General features: G+C 30.1%; 18 protein-coding genes. 17 read left to right on the top strand and 1 reads right to left on the bottom strand.

Annotated features, from left to right (window positions below; translation table 11 throughout):
- The first annotated feature begins 221 nt into the window (after positions 1–221).
- The 17 genes from adhE to K0040_RS12140 all read left to right on the top strand — a co-directional run bounded on the left by adhE (position 222) and on the right by K0040_RS12140 (position 15777).
- Positions 222–2894, top strand: a complete 2673-nt coding sequence (gene adhE / locus K0040_RS12220) for a bifunctional acetaldehyde-CoA/alcohol dehydrogenase (protein WP_228109067.1) — start codon at positions 222–224, stop codon at positions 2892–2894.
- 457 nt (positions 2895–3351) lie between these two features.
- On the top strand, positions 3352–3516 hold the full coding sequence (locus tag K0040_RS12215; RefSeq protein WP_175487696.1) for a hypothetical protein: 165 nt from the start codon (positions 3352–3354) through the stop codon (positions 3514–3516).
- 416 nt (positions 3517–3932) lie between these two features.
- Positions 3933–5048: a hypothetical protein gene (locus tag K0040_RS12210; RefSeq protein ID WP_228109066.1), complete on the top strand. Its 1116-nt coding sequence runs from the start codon at positions 3933–3935 to the stop codon at positions 5046–5048.
- Between the two features lie 194 nt (positions 5049–5242).
- Entirely contained in the window at positions 5243–5569 is a 327-nt protein-coding gene (locus tag K0040_RS12205; protein WP_228109065.1) for a hypothetical protein, read from the top strand.
- 31 nt (positions 5570–5600) lie between these two features.
- Entirely contained in the window at positions 5601–5837 is a 237-nt protein-coding gene (locus tag K0040_RS12200; protein WP_228109064.1) for a hypothetical protein, read from the top strand.
- Positions 5838–6002: 165 nt separating this feature from the next.
- Entirely contained in the window at positions 6003–6386 is a 384-nt protein-coding gene (acpS, locus tag K0040_RS12195) for a holo-ACP synthase (RefSeq protein ID WP_228109063.1), read from the top strand.
- Between the two features lie 181 nt (positions 6387–6567).
- Positions 6568–7545, top strand: coding sequence for a beta-ketoacyl-ACP synthase III (locus K0040_RS12190; protein ID WP_228109062.1), 978 nt, complete (start codon positions 6568–6570; stop codon positions 7543–7545).
- 143 nt (positions 7546–7688) lie between these two features.
- Positions 7689–7910 carry an acyl carrier protein gene (locus tag K0040_RS12185; protein ID WP_265588877.1) on the top strand — a complete coding sequence of 74 codons (222 nt, stop codon included), beginning with the start codon at positions 7689–7691 and terminating at the stop codon, positions 7908–7910.
- A 24-nt stretch (positions 7911–7934) separates the two neighbouring features.
- Positions 7935–8870 carry an enoyl-[acyl-carrier-protein] reductase FabK gene (gene fabK, locus K0040_RS12180; protein WP_228109060.1) on the top strand — a complete coding sequence of 312 codons (936 nt, stop codon included), beginning with the start codon at positions 7935–7937 and terminating at the stop codon, positions 8868–8870.
- Positions 8863–9813, top strand: coding sequence for an ACP S-malonyltransferase (gene fabD, locus K0040_RS12175; RefSeq protein WP_228109059.1), 951 nt, complete (start codon positions 8863–8865; stop codon positions 9811–9813). The genes fabK and fabD overlap by 8 nt, the downstream gene beginning before the upstream one ends.
- Before the next feature lie 25 nt (positions 9814–9838).
- Positions 9839–10579, top strand: a complete 741-nt coding sequence (gene fabG / locus K0040_RS12170) for a 3-oxoacyl-[acyl-carrier-protein] reductase (protein WP_228109058.1) — start codon at positions 9839–9841, stop codon at positions 10577–10579.
- A 9-nt stretch (positions 10580–10588) separates the two neighbouring features.
- Complete coding sequence (gene fabF / locus K0040_RS12165) at positions 10589–11824, top strand: beta-ketoacyl-ACP synthase II (protein ID WP_228109057.1); 1236 nt, start codon at positions 10589–10591, stop codon at positions 11822–11824.
- A gap of 13 nt (positions 11825–11837) precedes the next feature.
- Positions 11838–12338 (top strand): acetyl-CoA carboxylase biotin carboxyl carrier protein, encoded by a 501-nt coding sequence (gene accB, locus K0040_RS12160; RefSeq protein ID WP_228109056.1) that lies wholly within the window; start codon positions 11838–11840, stop codon positions 12336–12338.
- Complete coding sequence (fabZ, locus tag K0040_RS12155; RefSeq protein WP_074919416.1) at positions 12339–12761, top strand: 3-hydroxyacyl-ACP dehydratase FabZ; 423 nt, start codon at positions 12339–12341, stop codon at positions 12759–12761. It abuts the gene before it with no gap.
- Between the two features lie 8 nt (positions 12762–12769).
- Entirely contained in the window at positions 12770–14122 is a 1353-nt protein-coding gene (locus K0040_RS12150) for an acetyl-CoA carboxylase biotin carboxylase subunit (RefSeq protein ID WP_228109055.1), read from the top strand.
- Positions 14115–14987, top strand: a complete 873-nt coding sequence (gene accD / locus K0040_RS12145) for an acetyl-CoA carboxylase, carboxyltransferase subunit beta (protein WP_148557212.1) — start codon at positions 14115–14117, stop codon at positions 14985–14987. Before K0040_RS12150 ends, accD begins: the two co-directional genes overlap by 8 nt.
- Entirely contained in the window at positions 14977–15777 is an 801-nt protein-coding gene (locus K0040_RS12140) for an acetyl-CoA carboxylase carboxyltransferase subunit alpha (RefSeq protein WP_074919413.1), read from the top strand. Before accD ends, K0040_RS12140 begins: the two co-directional genes overlap by 11 nt.
- 176 nt (positions 15778–15953) lie before the next feature.
- Here K0040_RS12140 and K0040_RS12135 read toward each other — a convergent pair whose 3' ends face one another.
- Positions 15954–17009: an NAD(P)H-dependent flavin oxidoreductase gene (locus tag K0040_RS12135; protein ID WP_206925323.1), complete on the bottom strand. Its 1056-nt coding sequence runs from the start codon at positions 17007–17009 to the stop codon at positions 15954–15956.
- Between the last annotated feature and the right edge of the window lie 66 nt (positions 17010–17075).

The following is a 17075-nucleotide window of genomic DNA, read 5'->3' as shown; positions in this document are numbered from 1 at the left end:
TTTTTCGTATAGATCTAACATGAATTTTAACCAATAAATGTTAAATATTTATTAGTACATATAATTTATTATTTATAAAATATAATGACAGAATATATTGAATTGTTAAAAAATAGTTCTGAAAAATTGTTTTTATTAGTTTGAAATTGTGCTAATATCAAATTATCAGCAATAAATTAATCAACAAGAGCCAAAAAAAATAAAAGGAGAGTTTTTAATTTATGGTGGTAAATAATGTTGAAACATTAAAAGAAAAAATGGAGCAAGTAAGGAAAGCTCAAGCACAATTTTCTCTGTTTACTCAAGAGCAAGTTGACAAAATATTTTTTGAAGCTGCAATGGAAGCGAATAAACAAAGAATACATCTTGCAAAAATGGCAGTTAAAGAAACTGGAATAGGTGTTGCAGAAGATAAGGTTATAAAAAATCATTATGCATCTGAGTATATTTACAACGCTTACAAAAATACTCAAACTTGTGGAGTAATAGAAAAAAATGAAGGTTTCGGAATTACAAAGATTTATGAACCAGTAGGAGTATTAGCGGGTATAATTCCAACTACAAATCCTACATCTACAGCAATATTTAAAAGTTTAATAGCATTAAAAAGTAGAAATGGAATAGTATTTTCTCCACATCCAAGAGCAAAAAATTGTACAATTGAAGCTGCTAAAATTGTACTAAATGCAGCTATAAAAGCTGGAGCACCGGAAAATATAATAGGCTGGATTGATGAACCATCAGTAGAGTTATCTGGAGAAATAATGAAAGAAGCAGACATGATATTAGCTACAGGAGGACCAGGAATGGTTAAAGCAGCTTATTCTTCAGGAAAACCAGCTATGGGTGTTGGCTCGGGTAACACACCAATAATACTTGACTCTTCTTGTGACATAAAAATGGCAGTGTCCTCTATAATACATTCGAAAACATTCGACAATGGTACAATATGTGCATCAGAACAATCAGTTATAGTTGATTCTTCAATATATGATGAAGTTAAAAATGAATTTATAACTAGAAAAGCTTATATACCTGAAAATAAAGAATTAGAACAATTAAAGGAAATAGTACTTGGACCAGCTGGAACTATGAATGCTAAGTTGGTAGGTAGGTCAGCTACAGAAGTGGCTGAAGAAGCAGGATTTGAATTACCTGGAGATACAAAACTAATCATAGGAGAAGCTACATCAACAGACATATCGGAACCATTATCCCATGAAAAATTATTCCCACTATTAACAATGTATAAAGCAAAAGATTTTGACGATGCAGTTCAAAAAGCAGATGACCTTGTAAAAGGTGGAGGTATTGGCCATACAGCAGGAATTTATTTAGATGTTGTAAACAACAAAGAAAAACTTGAAAAATTCCAACGAGAAATGAAAACTTGTCGTATATTAGTTAATACTCCATCATCTCAAGGTGGTATAGGAGATTTATATAACTTTAAACTAGCTCCATCATTAACATTAGGCTGTGGTTCTTGGGGAAATAACTCTTTCTCTGGGCAAGTTGGGCCACTTCAACTACTAAATACTAAAACAGTGGCTGAAAGGAGAGAAAATATGCTTTGGTTTAGAACACCAGCCAAAACTTATATTAAAAAAGGATGCTTAGGTGTGGCTATACAAGAACTTGGAAAACAATATTATGATTGTAAAAAAGTATTTATAGTAACAGATGAATTTTTATATGGTAATGGATATACAAAACCAGTAACAGATGAATTAGATGCTATGGGTATTAAGCACACAACATTTTATGAAGTTAAACCAGACCCAACATTAAGCACAGCTAAAAAGGGTGCTGAACAATTACAAGCATTTAGTCCAGACTGTATAATTGCAATTGGCGGAGGCTCAGCAATGGATGCAGCTAAAATTATGTGGCTTATGTATGAACATCCTGAAATTGATTTTATGGATTTGGCAATGAGATTTATGGATATAAGAAAAAGAGTATATGAATTCCCTAAAATGGGTCAAAAGGCTATGATGGTATCAATACCAACTTCTTCAGGGACTGGGTCAGAAGTTACTCCATTTGCAGTTATAACAGATGACACAACAGGTCACAAATATCCGCTTGCAGATTATGAGTTAATGCCAACTATGGCTATAGTAGATGCGGATATGATGATGAACCAACCAAAGGGATTAACTGCAGCCTCGGGGATAGATGCTCTAACACATTCACTAGAGGCTTATGCAGCTATGCTTCAAACTGAATTTACAGATGGATTAGCCCTACAAGCAACTAAATCTATATTTGAATATTTGCCAAGAGCTTATGAAAATGGTGCTAGTGATCCTAAGGCAAGAGAAAAAATGGCTCATGCTTCAACAATGGCAGGTATGGCATTTGCAAATGCATTTTTAGGTGTTTGTCACTCTCTTGCTCATAAATTAGGAGCATTCCATCATATACCACATGGCGTATCAAACGCATTATTAATAAATTTAGTATTAGACTTTAATGTTAACTCAGCACCAAGAAAGATGGGTACATTCCCACAATATGAATATCCAAATATGTTAAAAAGATATGCTGAAGTAGCTACTTTTATAGGGATAGAAGGAAAAGATGATCAAGAAAGATTTGATAAATTACAATTAAAAATAAAAGAACTAAAAACTAAGGTAAATATACCAGAAACTATAAAAGAGTTTGGTATAGATGAAAAAGCATTTCTAGAAAACTTGGATATAATGGTAGAGCAGGCATTTGATGATCAATGTACGGGTGCTAACCCAAGATATCCTTTATTCTCAGAAATAAAAGAAATGTACTTAAAGGCTTATTATGGCGAAGTTTCATACTCTAAATTAAAACATGATGAAGATATATTAGAGGATATAGAAAAGCAAGTAGCAGAAACTTGTGAAGAATAAATTACCTAATTACTAGATAACATATAGAAGGCTATCTTAAAATGATTAAAAATATTTTTAGATAGTCTTCTTTTTATTTGGTGAAAAATAGTAAATAGAACTTGGGTTTGGATATTTAGAATTTGGTTAAACTTTTACCACATTATCAGGAAGAGAAGAATAGATACTAAAATTAGCAAAGGAATTAATAGATAACAAGGAGAAAAATAACCTATATATAATTGATGAACCGACAAAAAGATGCATCCTATTGATGTGGACAATTTTATAAAGCTATTAAAAAAATAGTTTATATGAGAAATACAGAAATAGTAGTAGAACATAACACACAAGTTATAAGAAATTTTGATTATATTAGACATTTTTATAAAATGATTTTTAATTAGTTAAAATTAACTTTATATAACTGTTTTTTCTACAAATAATATATTTAAATATATAAATAAGGAGAAAAAATATGGAAAATAAAAAAAAGAATGAATGTAACAACCAATGGGCAACATCAAATATATCTTGGACAAGTAAAGCAGAGGTAAAAGAAAAAGATGAACGAAATAACGAATGGACATCTACGCTTAAGAAAAGCCCCGATATGAACCAAGAAGATAATTATCAAGATTAAATAATTTAAAGCTACCAATCTATCTTAATTAAAATAGATTGGTAGTTTTGTTTTATCTATAGAAAAGTATTATAAATATCCTTTATATAGAAATAAATAATTAGGATGATATAAAGATTATTTTGTATAGCAATGGTATCATCAATATTAGTAGATGTAATTAATACTTGAAAATCAACCAGAATCTAGAAATTATGACTATACTAAACTTAATATTTTATTAAGATTTAGTTAATAAAATATTAAGTTTAATAATGCAAAATAAAAGCACGTTAATTATGAAATATAGTTATAATTAATACTTATAAATAAAAAAGTGTAATATTTAACAGTTCTACGTGTACTGCAGAATATTATATAAGGAGAGACAATATGAAACATAAGACGAAGATTTTTTTAGAACAACTTTATTGATTTTGCTATTAGGAATTATAGGTGTAATAGGGTTTAATAAGCTGTTTAATACAGAATATAGTTCGCTAAATAATATGGATAAGAGTATGATAAAGCAACTTTCACAAATTTATGAAACATATAATAATAATTCGGGTGAAATATGGAAAGAAGGATATAACTTTAATAATATACCACTTGTATTAACTCCAGTAAGTAAGGATAGAGGAATGTTACATGCATACTCATATATTGTGGGAGTTGATAAACTGGAGAACTCAATATTATCTAAAAGAATAGAAGTTCCTAAAGAGATGAACTTGCCACCTATTTATAGAGTATCTCTTTTATCACCATCATTGTTTAAGACATGGTTACCGATAAATTTTACTTTTTCAGATATAGGAACTCAGCATGTTACTTTATTTAAGTATAATCCTTCGAATGCCACGAATATGAATACAGAAAAGTCATTTAAATATTTTTTTATGCATGAGGTGTTTCATGAATATAGGCAAGTACCTTTGTGGAAAAATGTAGATAACTTATCTTCTAGTATTCTTATAGATAAAAGAAATAAAGATCAGTATCAACTTTTATTATTAGAGTGTTCTATTTTGGGCAAAGCTAATGAAATAAGTAATAGAGATGAATTAATAAATGTTTTAAGTGATTATGTTACAGCAAGAGAATATCGTTATAATAAATTTCCAGATATGAAGCAAGAAAAGCAAGTTGAAACCTTGGAAGGATGTGCTCAATATATAGAATATGGCTATGCTAATTTAGTGGGAGATACTGTGAAGCTACCACTCACTGTAAATGGAGAAGTAGTAGAATTTAAAGATATATTTACAAAAGAAACGTTAGAGAATTTTGTAAAAGAATCTGGCCTAAATGGATTCATGGATAAAAATTTATATTACTATGTAAGTTCATTAGAAGGAATGCTTTTAGATAAGTTACATATTAATTGGAAAGATAGAGTAGAAAGTAATGAATTGATTTATGATGTCATGAAAGACGAAATATATAAACTGTCAAATGGCAAGGTAGACAACATCAATGAAATTAAAAACAAATATGATTATAATAATTTCAGGGATGAAGTAGAAATTATTATAAATAATTTAAGTTAATGTCTATAGTTCGTAGATACAGGTTTATTTTATATAGTAAATAAAAAATTAATAAGCTAAAGGTTCATACCTCTGGCTTATTTTTTATTTCACAGAAAACTAATTTTCAAAAAATGCATTTATTAAATAGAGAAACAACGATGTCAATAGGATACCCAGAGGAGATATAGGATGAATATTTTTTAAGTACAAATATGTATAAAGCAAATCAGCTGGATGAAGCATTTAATATACTGGAAAATATTCAATACGAAGATATGGGAATAGAGCCATTTACAGAATTTCATGATAATGAATTAAATAGTTCATATATTGCGTATCATCATAATAATTGCAAAATACACGGCAAAGAAATGATGATTAACAACTCTAAAATAAATTTAGAAGAATTGAATGAATTATCTAAAGATTATAATGCCAATATAGTAATAGAAAATGCTGACGTAATATCCAATCAGAATATGTTGTTTGATAAGGAGAGTTTATTAAGATTTGCAGAGAAAGTAATCATGATGTATTAATAGACATTGGTCATGCTTTTGTAAATGGGATTTGGAGTATGTTATTAGAGAATTAAAAGATAAAATAGTATCTTATCATTTACATAATAATGAAGATAAAGACAACCATGATTCAATAAGTTATGGAAAGTTAAGTATGGAAAAGTTTATTGAAGCATACAAAAAATACACTGATAAAGCAGATTTAGTATTAGAATATAACAAAAATTATAGAGAGAAGGTTGATATTTTAATTGGAGATATAGATTATATAAAATCTAAAATTTAATAATAAATGGAAAGGTATTGTTAAACGACAATGTTTTTTTTGTACGAAGTGAATTTAGTACAATATATTTAATAATTTTACAGTTCATGTAAATTTAGTGATAGAATGTATAAATAATACAATTATAATCAAAAATAGAAATCATATTTATTAATGGAGGATATTATGAATATTTTAGATATAGGAATAGATATTATAGAAATCGAAAGAATAAAAAAAGCATTAGTAAAAAGAGAAAACTTCTTAAAAAAGCTATTTACAGATAAAGAAATAGAATTATTTGAATCAAAAGGATATAGAGCAGAAACTATAGCTGGAAATTTCGCAGCAAAAGAAGCGGTTAGTAAATCTTTGGGATTAGGTATAAGGGGATACAATTTAAAAGATATAGAAGTATTAAGAAATGAATTAGGAAAACCTATAGTAAAAACACATAACAACTTAGAGCAAATATGTAAAAATCATAATGTTTTAGAAATAAAGGTATCAATATCTCATGGCAAAGATTACGCTATTGCCAACGCTATGACTATAATAAGAGAAAAATAACAATTAATTACAAGAGAAAAATTTATGTAAAAGAGGTTGACTTATTCATTTGGATGTAATATAGTTTGAATATCAAAATAAAAGCTAAATTATTAATTAATTAATAAATTTAGGTTATTTTGAATATTATATTTTGATAATCAAGATATTTTAAATTCAAAGATAAAAGAAGGAGAAATCTATGAAAGAAGTAATTATAGAAGGTCTAGGAAAATACACACCTTCCAATTTAGTTACTAATGATCAGTTAAGTGAAATCATTGATACTAGTGACGAATGGATTTATTCACGAACTGGCATAAAAAGTAGATATATTTCTAAAGGCGAGAATACATCTGATATGGCAGCAAAGGCTGGTGAAAAAGCTTTGGAAAATGCAAATATAAGTCCATTGGATGTGGATTTGTTAATAGTTGCAACTTGTACACCAGATATGTTTACTCCATCTACTGCATGCATAGTTCAAAGTATTATAGGTGCAGATAATGCCCTTGCCTTTGATATAAGCGCTGCTTGTTCTGGATTTATATATGGATTAGATGTGGCAAAAGCTATGATAGGATCAAATAATTACAAACACGCTCTAGTTATAGGCGCTGAAAATCTTTCAAAGTCACTTGACTGGGAAGATAGATCTACGTGTGTATTATTTGGTGATGGTGCAGGAGCAGCTGTTTTATCAAAAAGTGATAATATAGGACTTATGAGTTCTTTTTGCAAATCAGTAGGAGAAAAATATGAATGTTTAACAATTGGAGGCAATGATGTAGATAGTCCATTTGTAGAAAGCAAAATCATTAGAGATTCTAAATTAAGAATGGACGGTGGTGAAATATTTAAGTTTGCTATCTCTGTTATAGTAAATTCAATTAATAAAACACTGGAAGAAAATAATTTAGATATTAATGATATTGATTATATAATTCCGCATCAAGCAAATGTAAGAATTATTCAATATGCTGCTAAAAAATTAAAAGTAGATATAGATAAGTTTTATATGAATATGGAGGAGTATGGAAATACTTCAGGAGCATCTATACCCATTGCACTTAGTGATATGAATGAAAAAGGATTATTAAAAAAAGATAGTAAAATTATATTAGTCGGATTTGGTGCAGGCCTTACTTATGGAGCAACTTTAATAAATTGGGCTATTTAATTTGAAAATAAATTAAAATTTAGGAAATTTAAAATTAACAAGATTAACTAAGATTAAAGAACTAACTAAGATAACTAAAGTAACAAAGTAAATTAAGATTACGAAAATAATAAAAAATTATTAAATTTATGGAGGATAAAAAAATGATATTTGAAAAATTACAAGGAATAATGGAAGAAAATTTATCGATAGAGAGAGATGAAATAAAATTAGACAGTACTTTTGCATCTTTAGGAATAGACTCATTAGACACATTCCAATTAATAATAGAGATAGAAGAAGAATTTGGTATAGAAGTAGAAGCACCAGAAAGTATGAAAACTATAAAGGACGTAGTTAACTATATAGAAGAAAAGGCAAAATAATAAGATATGGTTGCAGGAGGAAATATGAAAACTTCAAGGATAACAGAATTACTTAATATAGAATATCCAATAATTCAAGGTGGTATGGCTTGGATATCAGATGCTACTTTAGCAGCGTCAGTTAGTGAAGCAGGAGGCCTAGGAATTATAAGTGGAGTGGGCGATACAGAAGATGTTAGAGCTGAAATCAGAAAAACTAAATCACTTACTAAAAAGCCTTTTGGCATAAACATAATGCTTATGAGAGACAATATTGACGAAATCGCAAAGTTAGTATGTGATGAACAAATTGCTGTAGTAACTACTGGTGCAGGAAGTCCTGGAAAATACATTGAAGATTGGAAAAAACACAATGTGAAAGTAATACCTGTTGTCCCTTCTGTAGCAATTGCAAAAAGAATGGAAAAATTCGGTGCAGATGCAGTTATAGTAGAAGGGATGGAAGCAGGAGGTCATATTGGTCAATTGACAACTATGAGTTTAGTACCACAAGTTGTGGATGCAGTGGATATCCCTGTAATAGCAGCAGGAGGTATAGGTGATGGAAGAGGTATAGCAGCATCATTTATGCTTGGAGCTTGTGGAGTACAAATGGGAACTAGATTTTTAGTATCAAAAGAATGCAAGGTTCATGAGAATTATAAAGATAGAGTTTTAAACGCAAAAGATATAGATACTGAAGTTACAGGAACAAGTACATCTCATCCAGTTAGAGTTTTAAGAAATAAACTTACTAGAGAATATATAAGACTTGAAAAAACTAATGCTGACCCAGAAGAAATAGAAGCTTTAGGAAAAGGAGCTTTAAGAAAAGCTGTAGTAGATGGTGATGTTAATAACGGTAGTGTTATGGCAGGTCAAATAGCAGGGCTTGTTAGTAAAAAGCAAACTTGTAAAGAAATTATAGATGAATTAATAAGTGAACTAGATTTAGTACTTGGGAGGGTTTGCAATGAGTAATAAAATAGCATTTCTTTTTCCAGGCCAAGGATCCCAATATATAAATATGGGAAAAGATTTATATGAAAATATAGAAAGTTGCAAAAACATATTTGATAAAGGTGAAGAAATTCTAGATATGCCTATAAAGGATTTAATTTTCAATGGTTCTATTGAAGAATTAACTAGAACTAAAAATAGCCAGCCTGCAATAATGCTAACATCTCTAGCCTGCCAAAAAGCTCTGGAGGAGTCAGGGGTTGAAGCTGACTATGCTTTAGGATTATCTTTAGGAGAATATGGAGCTTTAGTATATGGTGGAATGCTTTCTTTTGAAGATGGGATGAAACTTATAAAGACAAGAGCACAGATTATGGATTCAGAGGTAAGCACAGAAGAAGGAACTATGGCAGCGGTACTAAAGCTTGATAATGACAAAGTTGAAGAACTTATAAAAAGAGCTAGTGAGTTTGGACTTGTGGAAGGTGCAAACTATAACTGTCCTGGTCAAGTTGTAATATCAGGGGAGCACAAGGCAATAAAAGCTAGCATAAAAATAGGAAAAGAACTAAAAGGAATGGTAGTACCTTTAAAAGTAAGTGGACCTTTCCACAGTTCTATATATGAAAAAGCTAGTTATAAATTTTATGAAGAATTACAAAAAGCAAATATAAATAAATTTAAAAAGACAGTTTACTCTAATGTAAAGGGAAGCCCTTATGAAGAAGGTGATGATGTTAAGGAGTTATTAAGACAACAAATAATGTCATCAGTACTTTTTGAAAAAAGTATAAAAGATTTAATTGACAGAGGAGTTAATACTTTTATAGAAGTAGGTCCAGGTAAAACTTTAACTGGATTTGTAAAGAAAATAAATAAAGATGTAAAAATCTATAATGTAGAAGATTTGAAATCTTTAAGAGAAACAGTTGAAAGTTTAAAGCTTGATAAAATTAATGCTTAAGCTTTGAATAACAGGAGGTAAGTTAATGTTACAAGGAAAATGTGCAGTAATTACAGGTGCTTCTAGAGGTATAGGCAGAGAAATTGCTATAAAATATGCCAAAGAAGGCGCTAATATAGTGCTTAATTATAGAAATAGTGAAACAGAAGCTCTTCAGTTAAAAGAAGAATTAGATAAACTAGGATCTGATACTTTGATTATCAAAGCAAACGTAAGTAATTTTGAAGAAGCTGAGAAATTAATAAAAGAAGCTAAAGAAGTTTTTGGAAGAGTAGATATACTAGTTAATAATGCTGGTATAACAAAAGATAACTTAATAATGAGAATGAAAGAGGAAGATTTTGATAGTGTTATAGATGTTAATTTAAAAGGAGCATTTAATTGTCTAAAAGCAGTGACTCCAATAATGATAAGACAAAAATCTGGAAAGATAATAAATATGTCTTCAGTAGTTGGTGTTATAGGTAATGCAGGACAAGTGAATTACTGTGCATCAAAAGCAGGTCTTATTGGAATGACAAAATCTTTAGCACGTGAAATTGGAGGCAAAAATATAAATGTAAATGCCATTGCTCCAGGGTTTATAGATACTGATATGACAAAAGTATTAAGTGAAGACCAAAAGAAAAACATAATGTCTCAAGTGCCTCTTAAAAGATTAGGTCAAGCAGAGGATATTGCTAATTTAGCATTATTTTTAGCTAGTAATCAATCGGATTATATAACAGGTCAAGTCATTCATGTGGATGGCGGCATGGCAATGTAGGAGGTTTTTATGAATAAAAGAGTAGTTATTACAGGAATAGGTGCTGTTACTCCAATTGGAAATAGCGCTGAAGAATTTTGGACTAATGCTAAAAATGGAAAATTAGGAATCGACTTTATTAAGTCAATGGACGTTGAAAATCTAGATGTAAAAATTGCTGGAGAAGTCAAAGACTTAAAAATAGAAGATTATTTAGATAAAAAAGAATGTAGAAGACTTGATAAGTTTACACAATATGCGCTTATAGCTAGTGAAGAAGCCATAAAACAGTCAGGTATTAATATGGATGAAATAGATAAAAATAGAGTTGGTGTAATGGTTGGTTCAGGTATAGGAGGTTTCCATACTCATGAAAATGAATTTGGAAATTTATACAAAAAAGGACCTAAAAGAATATCTCCAATGTATATCCCTATGACTATAATCAATGCAGGTGCTGCTAATATTGCTATTAAATATGGTGCGAGAGGAACCTGTACATCAGCTGTAACAGCTTGTGCTACAGGAACTAATAATATAGGAGATGCATTTAGACATATAAAACATGGATATGCAGATGTAATGATAAGTGGAGGATGTGAAGCATCTATCACGACTATAGCCATAGCTGGGTTTAGTAATATGAAAGCTCTAAACTCTAAAAATACACCTGAAAGAGCATCAATACCATTTGACAAAGATAGAAGTGGATTTGTTATGGGTGAAGGGGCAGGTATATTAGTTATTGAAAGTTTGGACCATGCACTGAAAAGAGGAGCGAATATACTATGTGAAATAGTAGGATATGGGTCAACTTGTGATGCATATCATATAACTTCTCCAGATCCAGAAGGAACAAGTGCATCAAAATCAATGAGAGATGCCATTGATGAAGCTGGTATCAATCCAAGTGAAGTTTCTTATATAAATGCTCATGGTACATCAACACCATACAATGATTTATTTGAAACTAGAGCAATTAAAAAAGTATTTGAAGAAGATGCAAAAAACATTCCTATTTCTTCAACTAAATCTATGACAGGTCACTTGTTAGGTGCAGCAGGAGCAATAGAATCCATAGCTTGTATAAAATCTTTACAAGAAGGATTTATACATCCAACTATAGGTTATAGTGAAAGTGAAGAAGAATTGGATTTAGACTATGTTCCTAATGTGGGAAGAGAGAAAGAGCTTAAATATGCTCTAAGTAACTCACTAGGATTCGGTGGTCATAATGCCTCACTATTATTCAAAAAGTGGGACTAAATAGGAGGATAATATGAGATTTGATGAAGTAAAAGAACTTATTGAACTTATTAACAGCTCCAATTTATCTTATTTTGAAATGAGAGATGAAAAAGAGTTTATAAAAATGGATAAATCAATTACAAGAAATTATTCATCTAATAATAATGATTTATGTGATAATAATTCAAAGAAAATAGACATTAATAATTCTAGTAATGATGATATAAAAATAGAATTTAAAGAAAATGTTGAAGAAAATAATGCTTCTCAAAACAATGATGATGCTACTGGTATGGAAGTAATAGCTTCACCAATAGTTGGAACATTTTATGAATCTATGTCACCAGATGATGGTCCTTTTGTAAGCATAGGCCAAAAAATAAGCAAAGGTGAAGTAGTTTGTATCGTTGAAGCTATGAAACTTATGAATGAAATTAGTGCAGAATTTGATTGTGAAATAGTTAGTGTATTAAGCGAAAATGGAAAAATGGTTCAATATGGAGAGCCATTATTCAAAGTAAGGAGAGTATAAATGTTAACTGTTAAAGAAATAAAAGATATTTTACCTCATAGATACCCATTTTTAATGATAGATAGAGTTGAAGAAGTAGTAGAAGGAAAAAGTGCAAAAGGATATAAAAATGTAACTATAAATGAGAACTTTTTCAATGGACATTTTCCAGACTATCCTGTAATGCCAGGAGTATTAATCTTAGAAGCATTGGCTCAAATGGGGGCAATCTGCATACTTTCACAAGAAGAATTCAAAGGTAAAATAGGATTTTTAGTTGGAGCAGATAAAGTAAGATGGAAAAAGCAAGTAACACCAGGAGATAAACTAAATCTAGAAATAGAAATAGTAAAGTTAAGAGGAAGTATTGGTGTAGGAAAAGGTAAAGCTACTGTAGATGGAAGTATAGTTTGTGAAGGCGAAATAATGTTTGCTATTGGGTAGGTGATATTATGTTAAAGAAAATTCTTATAGCTAACAGAGGTGAAATTGCAGTAAGAATAATTAGGGCTTGTAGAGAGCTTAATATAAGAACTGTGGCTATTTATTCTGAGCAAGACAAAAATGCCCTTCATACACAAATGGCAGATGAAGCTGTTTGTGTAGGAGGACCGCTTAGTAAAGATAGTTATTTAAATATGACAAATATTTTAAGTGCATGTGTTTTAACAGGATGTGAAGGTATACATCCCGGTTTTGGATTTTTATCAGAAAATCCTAAGTTCGCAAAAATGTGCAGAGAATGCAATATAAAATTTATTGGACCAGATTATGAAACTATTGAACTAATGGGTGATAAAGCAAGAGCTAGAGAAATAATGAAAAAAGCACATGTTCCTGTTGTACCAGGATATGAAGGTGAAATACTTTCTTATGATCATGCCCTAGATATAGCTAAAAATATAGGATTTCCACTGATGATAAAAGCCGCTGCTGGTGGTGGAGGAAAGGGAATAAGAATAGTAAGAGATATTAAAGAATTTAAACGTAATTTTGAAGCTGCCAAATTAGAATCAAAAGCTTGTTTTGGCGAAGATAAGGTATATATTGAGAAGTTTATAGAAAATCCCAGACATATTGAATTCCAAGTATTGGCCGATGAGTATGGGAATGTAATTCATTTAGGTGAAAGAGAATGTTCATTGCAAAGAAATAACCAAAAAGTTTTAGAGGAGGCCCCATCTGTGTTTCTAAATGATGATTTAAGAGAAAAAATGGGGAAAGTTGCAGTTAAAGCAGCTCAGGCTGTTGATTATAAAAATGCAGGAACTATAGAATTTTTAGTAGATTATAGTGGTGAATTCTACTTTATGGAAATGAATACAAGAATTCAAGTTGAGCATCCTATTACAGAAATGGTTACAAATATAGATATAGTAAAAGAACAGTTAAAGATAGCCTCAGGTATGAAGATGGAAATTGGCCAGGAAGATATAAAAATATCTGGCCATGCTATAGAGTGCAGAATAAATGCAGAAGATCCAAAGAATAATTTTAGACCATGTCCAGGTGTAATAACAGAATTATATACTCCATCAGGTTTAGGAGTTAGGGTTGATAGTGCTATTTATTGTGGATATGAAATTCCACCATATTATGATTCAATGATAGGAAAGCTTATAACTTTCGGAGATGACAGAGAAACTGCCATAATTAAAATGAAAAGAGCCCTAGATGAATTTGCCATAGGTGGTGTTACAACAAATATAGATTTTCAATATGAAATACTGGAACATGAAGATTTTATAAATGGAAATTATAATACTTCTTTTATAGAGAATAAGTTGGTGAATAATAATGCTTAAAAATTTATTTAGAAAAAGAGAATATGTGACAGTAAGCACTAGAAACTTAGAAGATAGTTCCCATACTCCAAATATACCTAATGGAAAATGGACTAATTGCCCTAAATGTAAAAACATACTTTATAAAGAAGATTTAGATAGAAACTACAAGGTATGTATAGGATGTGGGCATCATTTTAGTATTTCTGCAAAGAATAGAATAAATCAAATATTTGATAAAAATACATTTGTGGAACTATTTAAAGAGATAGAAACTAAAAACCCTTTAAGTTTTGAAGGATATGAAGACAAATTAGAACTAAATCAAGCCAAATCTGGCCTAAAAGAAGCTGTCATAACAGGAACTGGAGAAATTAATTCTCTAAAGGTAGCAACTGCCATTATGGATAGTAACTTTATGATGGGTAGTATGGGATGTGCTGTAGGGGAAAAAATAACATGTATTGTAGAGTATGCAACAAAGAATAGACTTCCTCTTATTATTTTTACAGCATCTGGTGGAGCTAGAATGCAAGAAGGAATATTTTCACTTATGCAAATGGCCAAAACTTCTTTAGCAATATCAAAGCATAATGAGGCAGGACTTTTATATATTAGTGTAATAACTCATCCTACAACAGGTGGTGTTACAGCTAGTTTTGCCATGGAAGGTGATATAATCATAAGTGAGCCAAATGCAGTAATTGGATTTGCAGGAAGAAGGGTAATAGAAAATACTATAAATGAAAAGCTACCAGAAGATTTCCAAAGTGCAGAGTTTGCTTTGGAAAAAGGATTTATAGATTCTATTGTTAAAAGAAGGGATTTAAGAAACTATTTATACAAAGTTTTAAAATTACATGGGGTGAGAGAAAATGCAAAATAATGAAAACATAATATGGGATAAGGTTAATCTTGCAAGACATAAAGATAGACCAAATGCTAAATTTTATATAGAAAACATATTTGATGAATTTATTGAACTTCATGGTGATAGATCTTTTAGAGATGATAGGGCTGTAATTGGTGGAATTGGTAGTATAAATGATATAAATGTAACAGTTATTGGAATTAACAAAGGAAAAACCACAAAAGAAAATATAGATATGAACTTCGGTATGGTTCATCCAGAAGGTTATAAAAAAGCATTAAGGCTAATGAAGCAAGCAGAAAAATTTAAAAGGCCTGTAATTTGTTTTATAGATACTCCTGGAGCATTTTGTGGTATAGGAGCGGAAGAAAGAGGCCAAGGTCATGCTATAGCTCAAAACTTACTAGAAATGAGTAGTTTGAAAACTCCTGTAATATCAATAATTATAGGAGAAGGAGGTAGTGGTGGAGCATTAGCTCTTGCTCTAGGTGATAAAGTATATATGATGGAAAACTCAATTTATTCCATTTTATCTCCAGAAGGATTTGCATCTATACTATGGAAAGATGTAAGTAAGGCAAAAAAGGCGGCTTTAGCCATGAAGATAACTTCTCATGACTTAAAAGATTTTGGCATAATAGATGACATTATTATGGAGCCAGAAAATGGTGCTCAAGCAAACCCGCTTCAGGCAGCTGAAAATATAAAAGAATATATATTGAAGGATTTAGAGAATTTAATTCATATAGATTCTCATGAATTATTAAATAACAGATATGACAAATTTAGAAAAATGGGAAATTAAAATAATAAAAATGGAGGGGATACGATATAATCAGTAGATCCTTCATTTTTTATTGTTTAAAATTATTGATACAATACATTTATTAAGCAATTAAAAATAGGAGGTAAAATAATAAATTACGTTCAATAAAAACTGGCTAATTCCAATAGAGTTAGCCAGTTTTTATTATTTATGGTTTATATGTTATAAGTTAATTCATCAATAACTTCTTTTACTGATTTTAATTCATTTATTTTGTATGCGTCTGCTCCACAAAACAATAGAGCATCATCCACATTGCCTTTTACTGCATTTATCAAAGCAGTTGAAATACAATAAGGTGTGTCCTTAGGATTACAAGGGATCAAACAATTATAGCACTTTGTAATTTTAGGTCTTGAACATGATACCTTATCAATAAATTTATTTTTTATTGCTCTTCCAGGAAGTCCAACAGGACTTTTAACTATTTGAATATCTTCTTCCTTGGCATTAACAAAAGTTTGTTTAAAGTTATCATGTGCATCACATTCATGAGTAGCAACAAATCTAGTACCTACTTGAACACCACTAGCACCTAAATCTAAATATTTTTTCACATCAAGTCCGCAAGATATTCCGCCAGCAGCAATTACTGGTATTTTTTTATTGTATTTTTCTTCATATGTTTTTGTGATATCTAGAATTTTAATAAATTCATCATCATAATTAATTGATTTTATATCATCTAATTCATCATTACTAAAACCTAAATGACCACCAGCTTTAGGACCTTCCACAATTATTAAATCAGCTGTTGTCTTATCCTTTTTATCCCACATTTTTAGGATAACTTGTGCTGCTTTAGATGATGATACAATAGGAGCTATTTTAGTTGCACTATTTTTTACTAGTTTAGGCAGCTGTAAAGGTAGCCCAGCTCCAGAAATTATTAAATCACAGCCAGACTCTATTGCTGTTTTTACATGTTCTTCATAATAATTCATAGCTACCATTAAATTAACACCAATAATACCATTATTGGATTTTTCTTTAGCTATTTTAAGGTGCTTTTTTAAAGCTCTTAAATTTGCTTGTAAAGTGTTATTTTCAAAATCATCTTCGTCATACCCAATGTTAACACCTGATATAACCCCGATTCCACCAGCATTACTAACGGCAGATGCTAAAGATGATCTAGACACACCAATACCCATGCCGCCTTGTATTACAGGTACTTTTGCAATTAAATTTCCTATTACTAATTCTTTCATAAATTTCCTCCTATATAATGGGGAAATTTAAAATTAAAACTAACTAAGATTACTTAATATTATACT

The sequence above is a fragment of the Terrisporobacter petrolearius genome (assembly GCF_020748185.1).
Classification (GTDB): Bacteria; Bacillota; Clostridia; order Peptostreptococcales; family Peptostreptococcaceae; genus Terrisporobacter; species Terrisporobacter petrolearius.
This window is presented reverse-complemented; position numbering and strand designations above follow the sequence as displayed.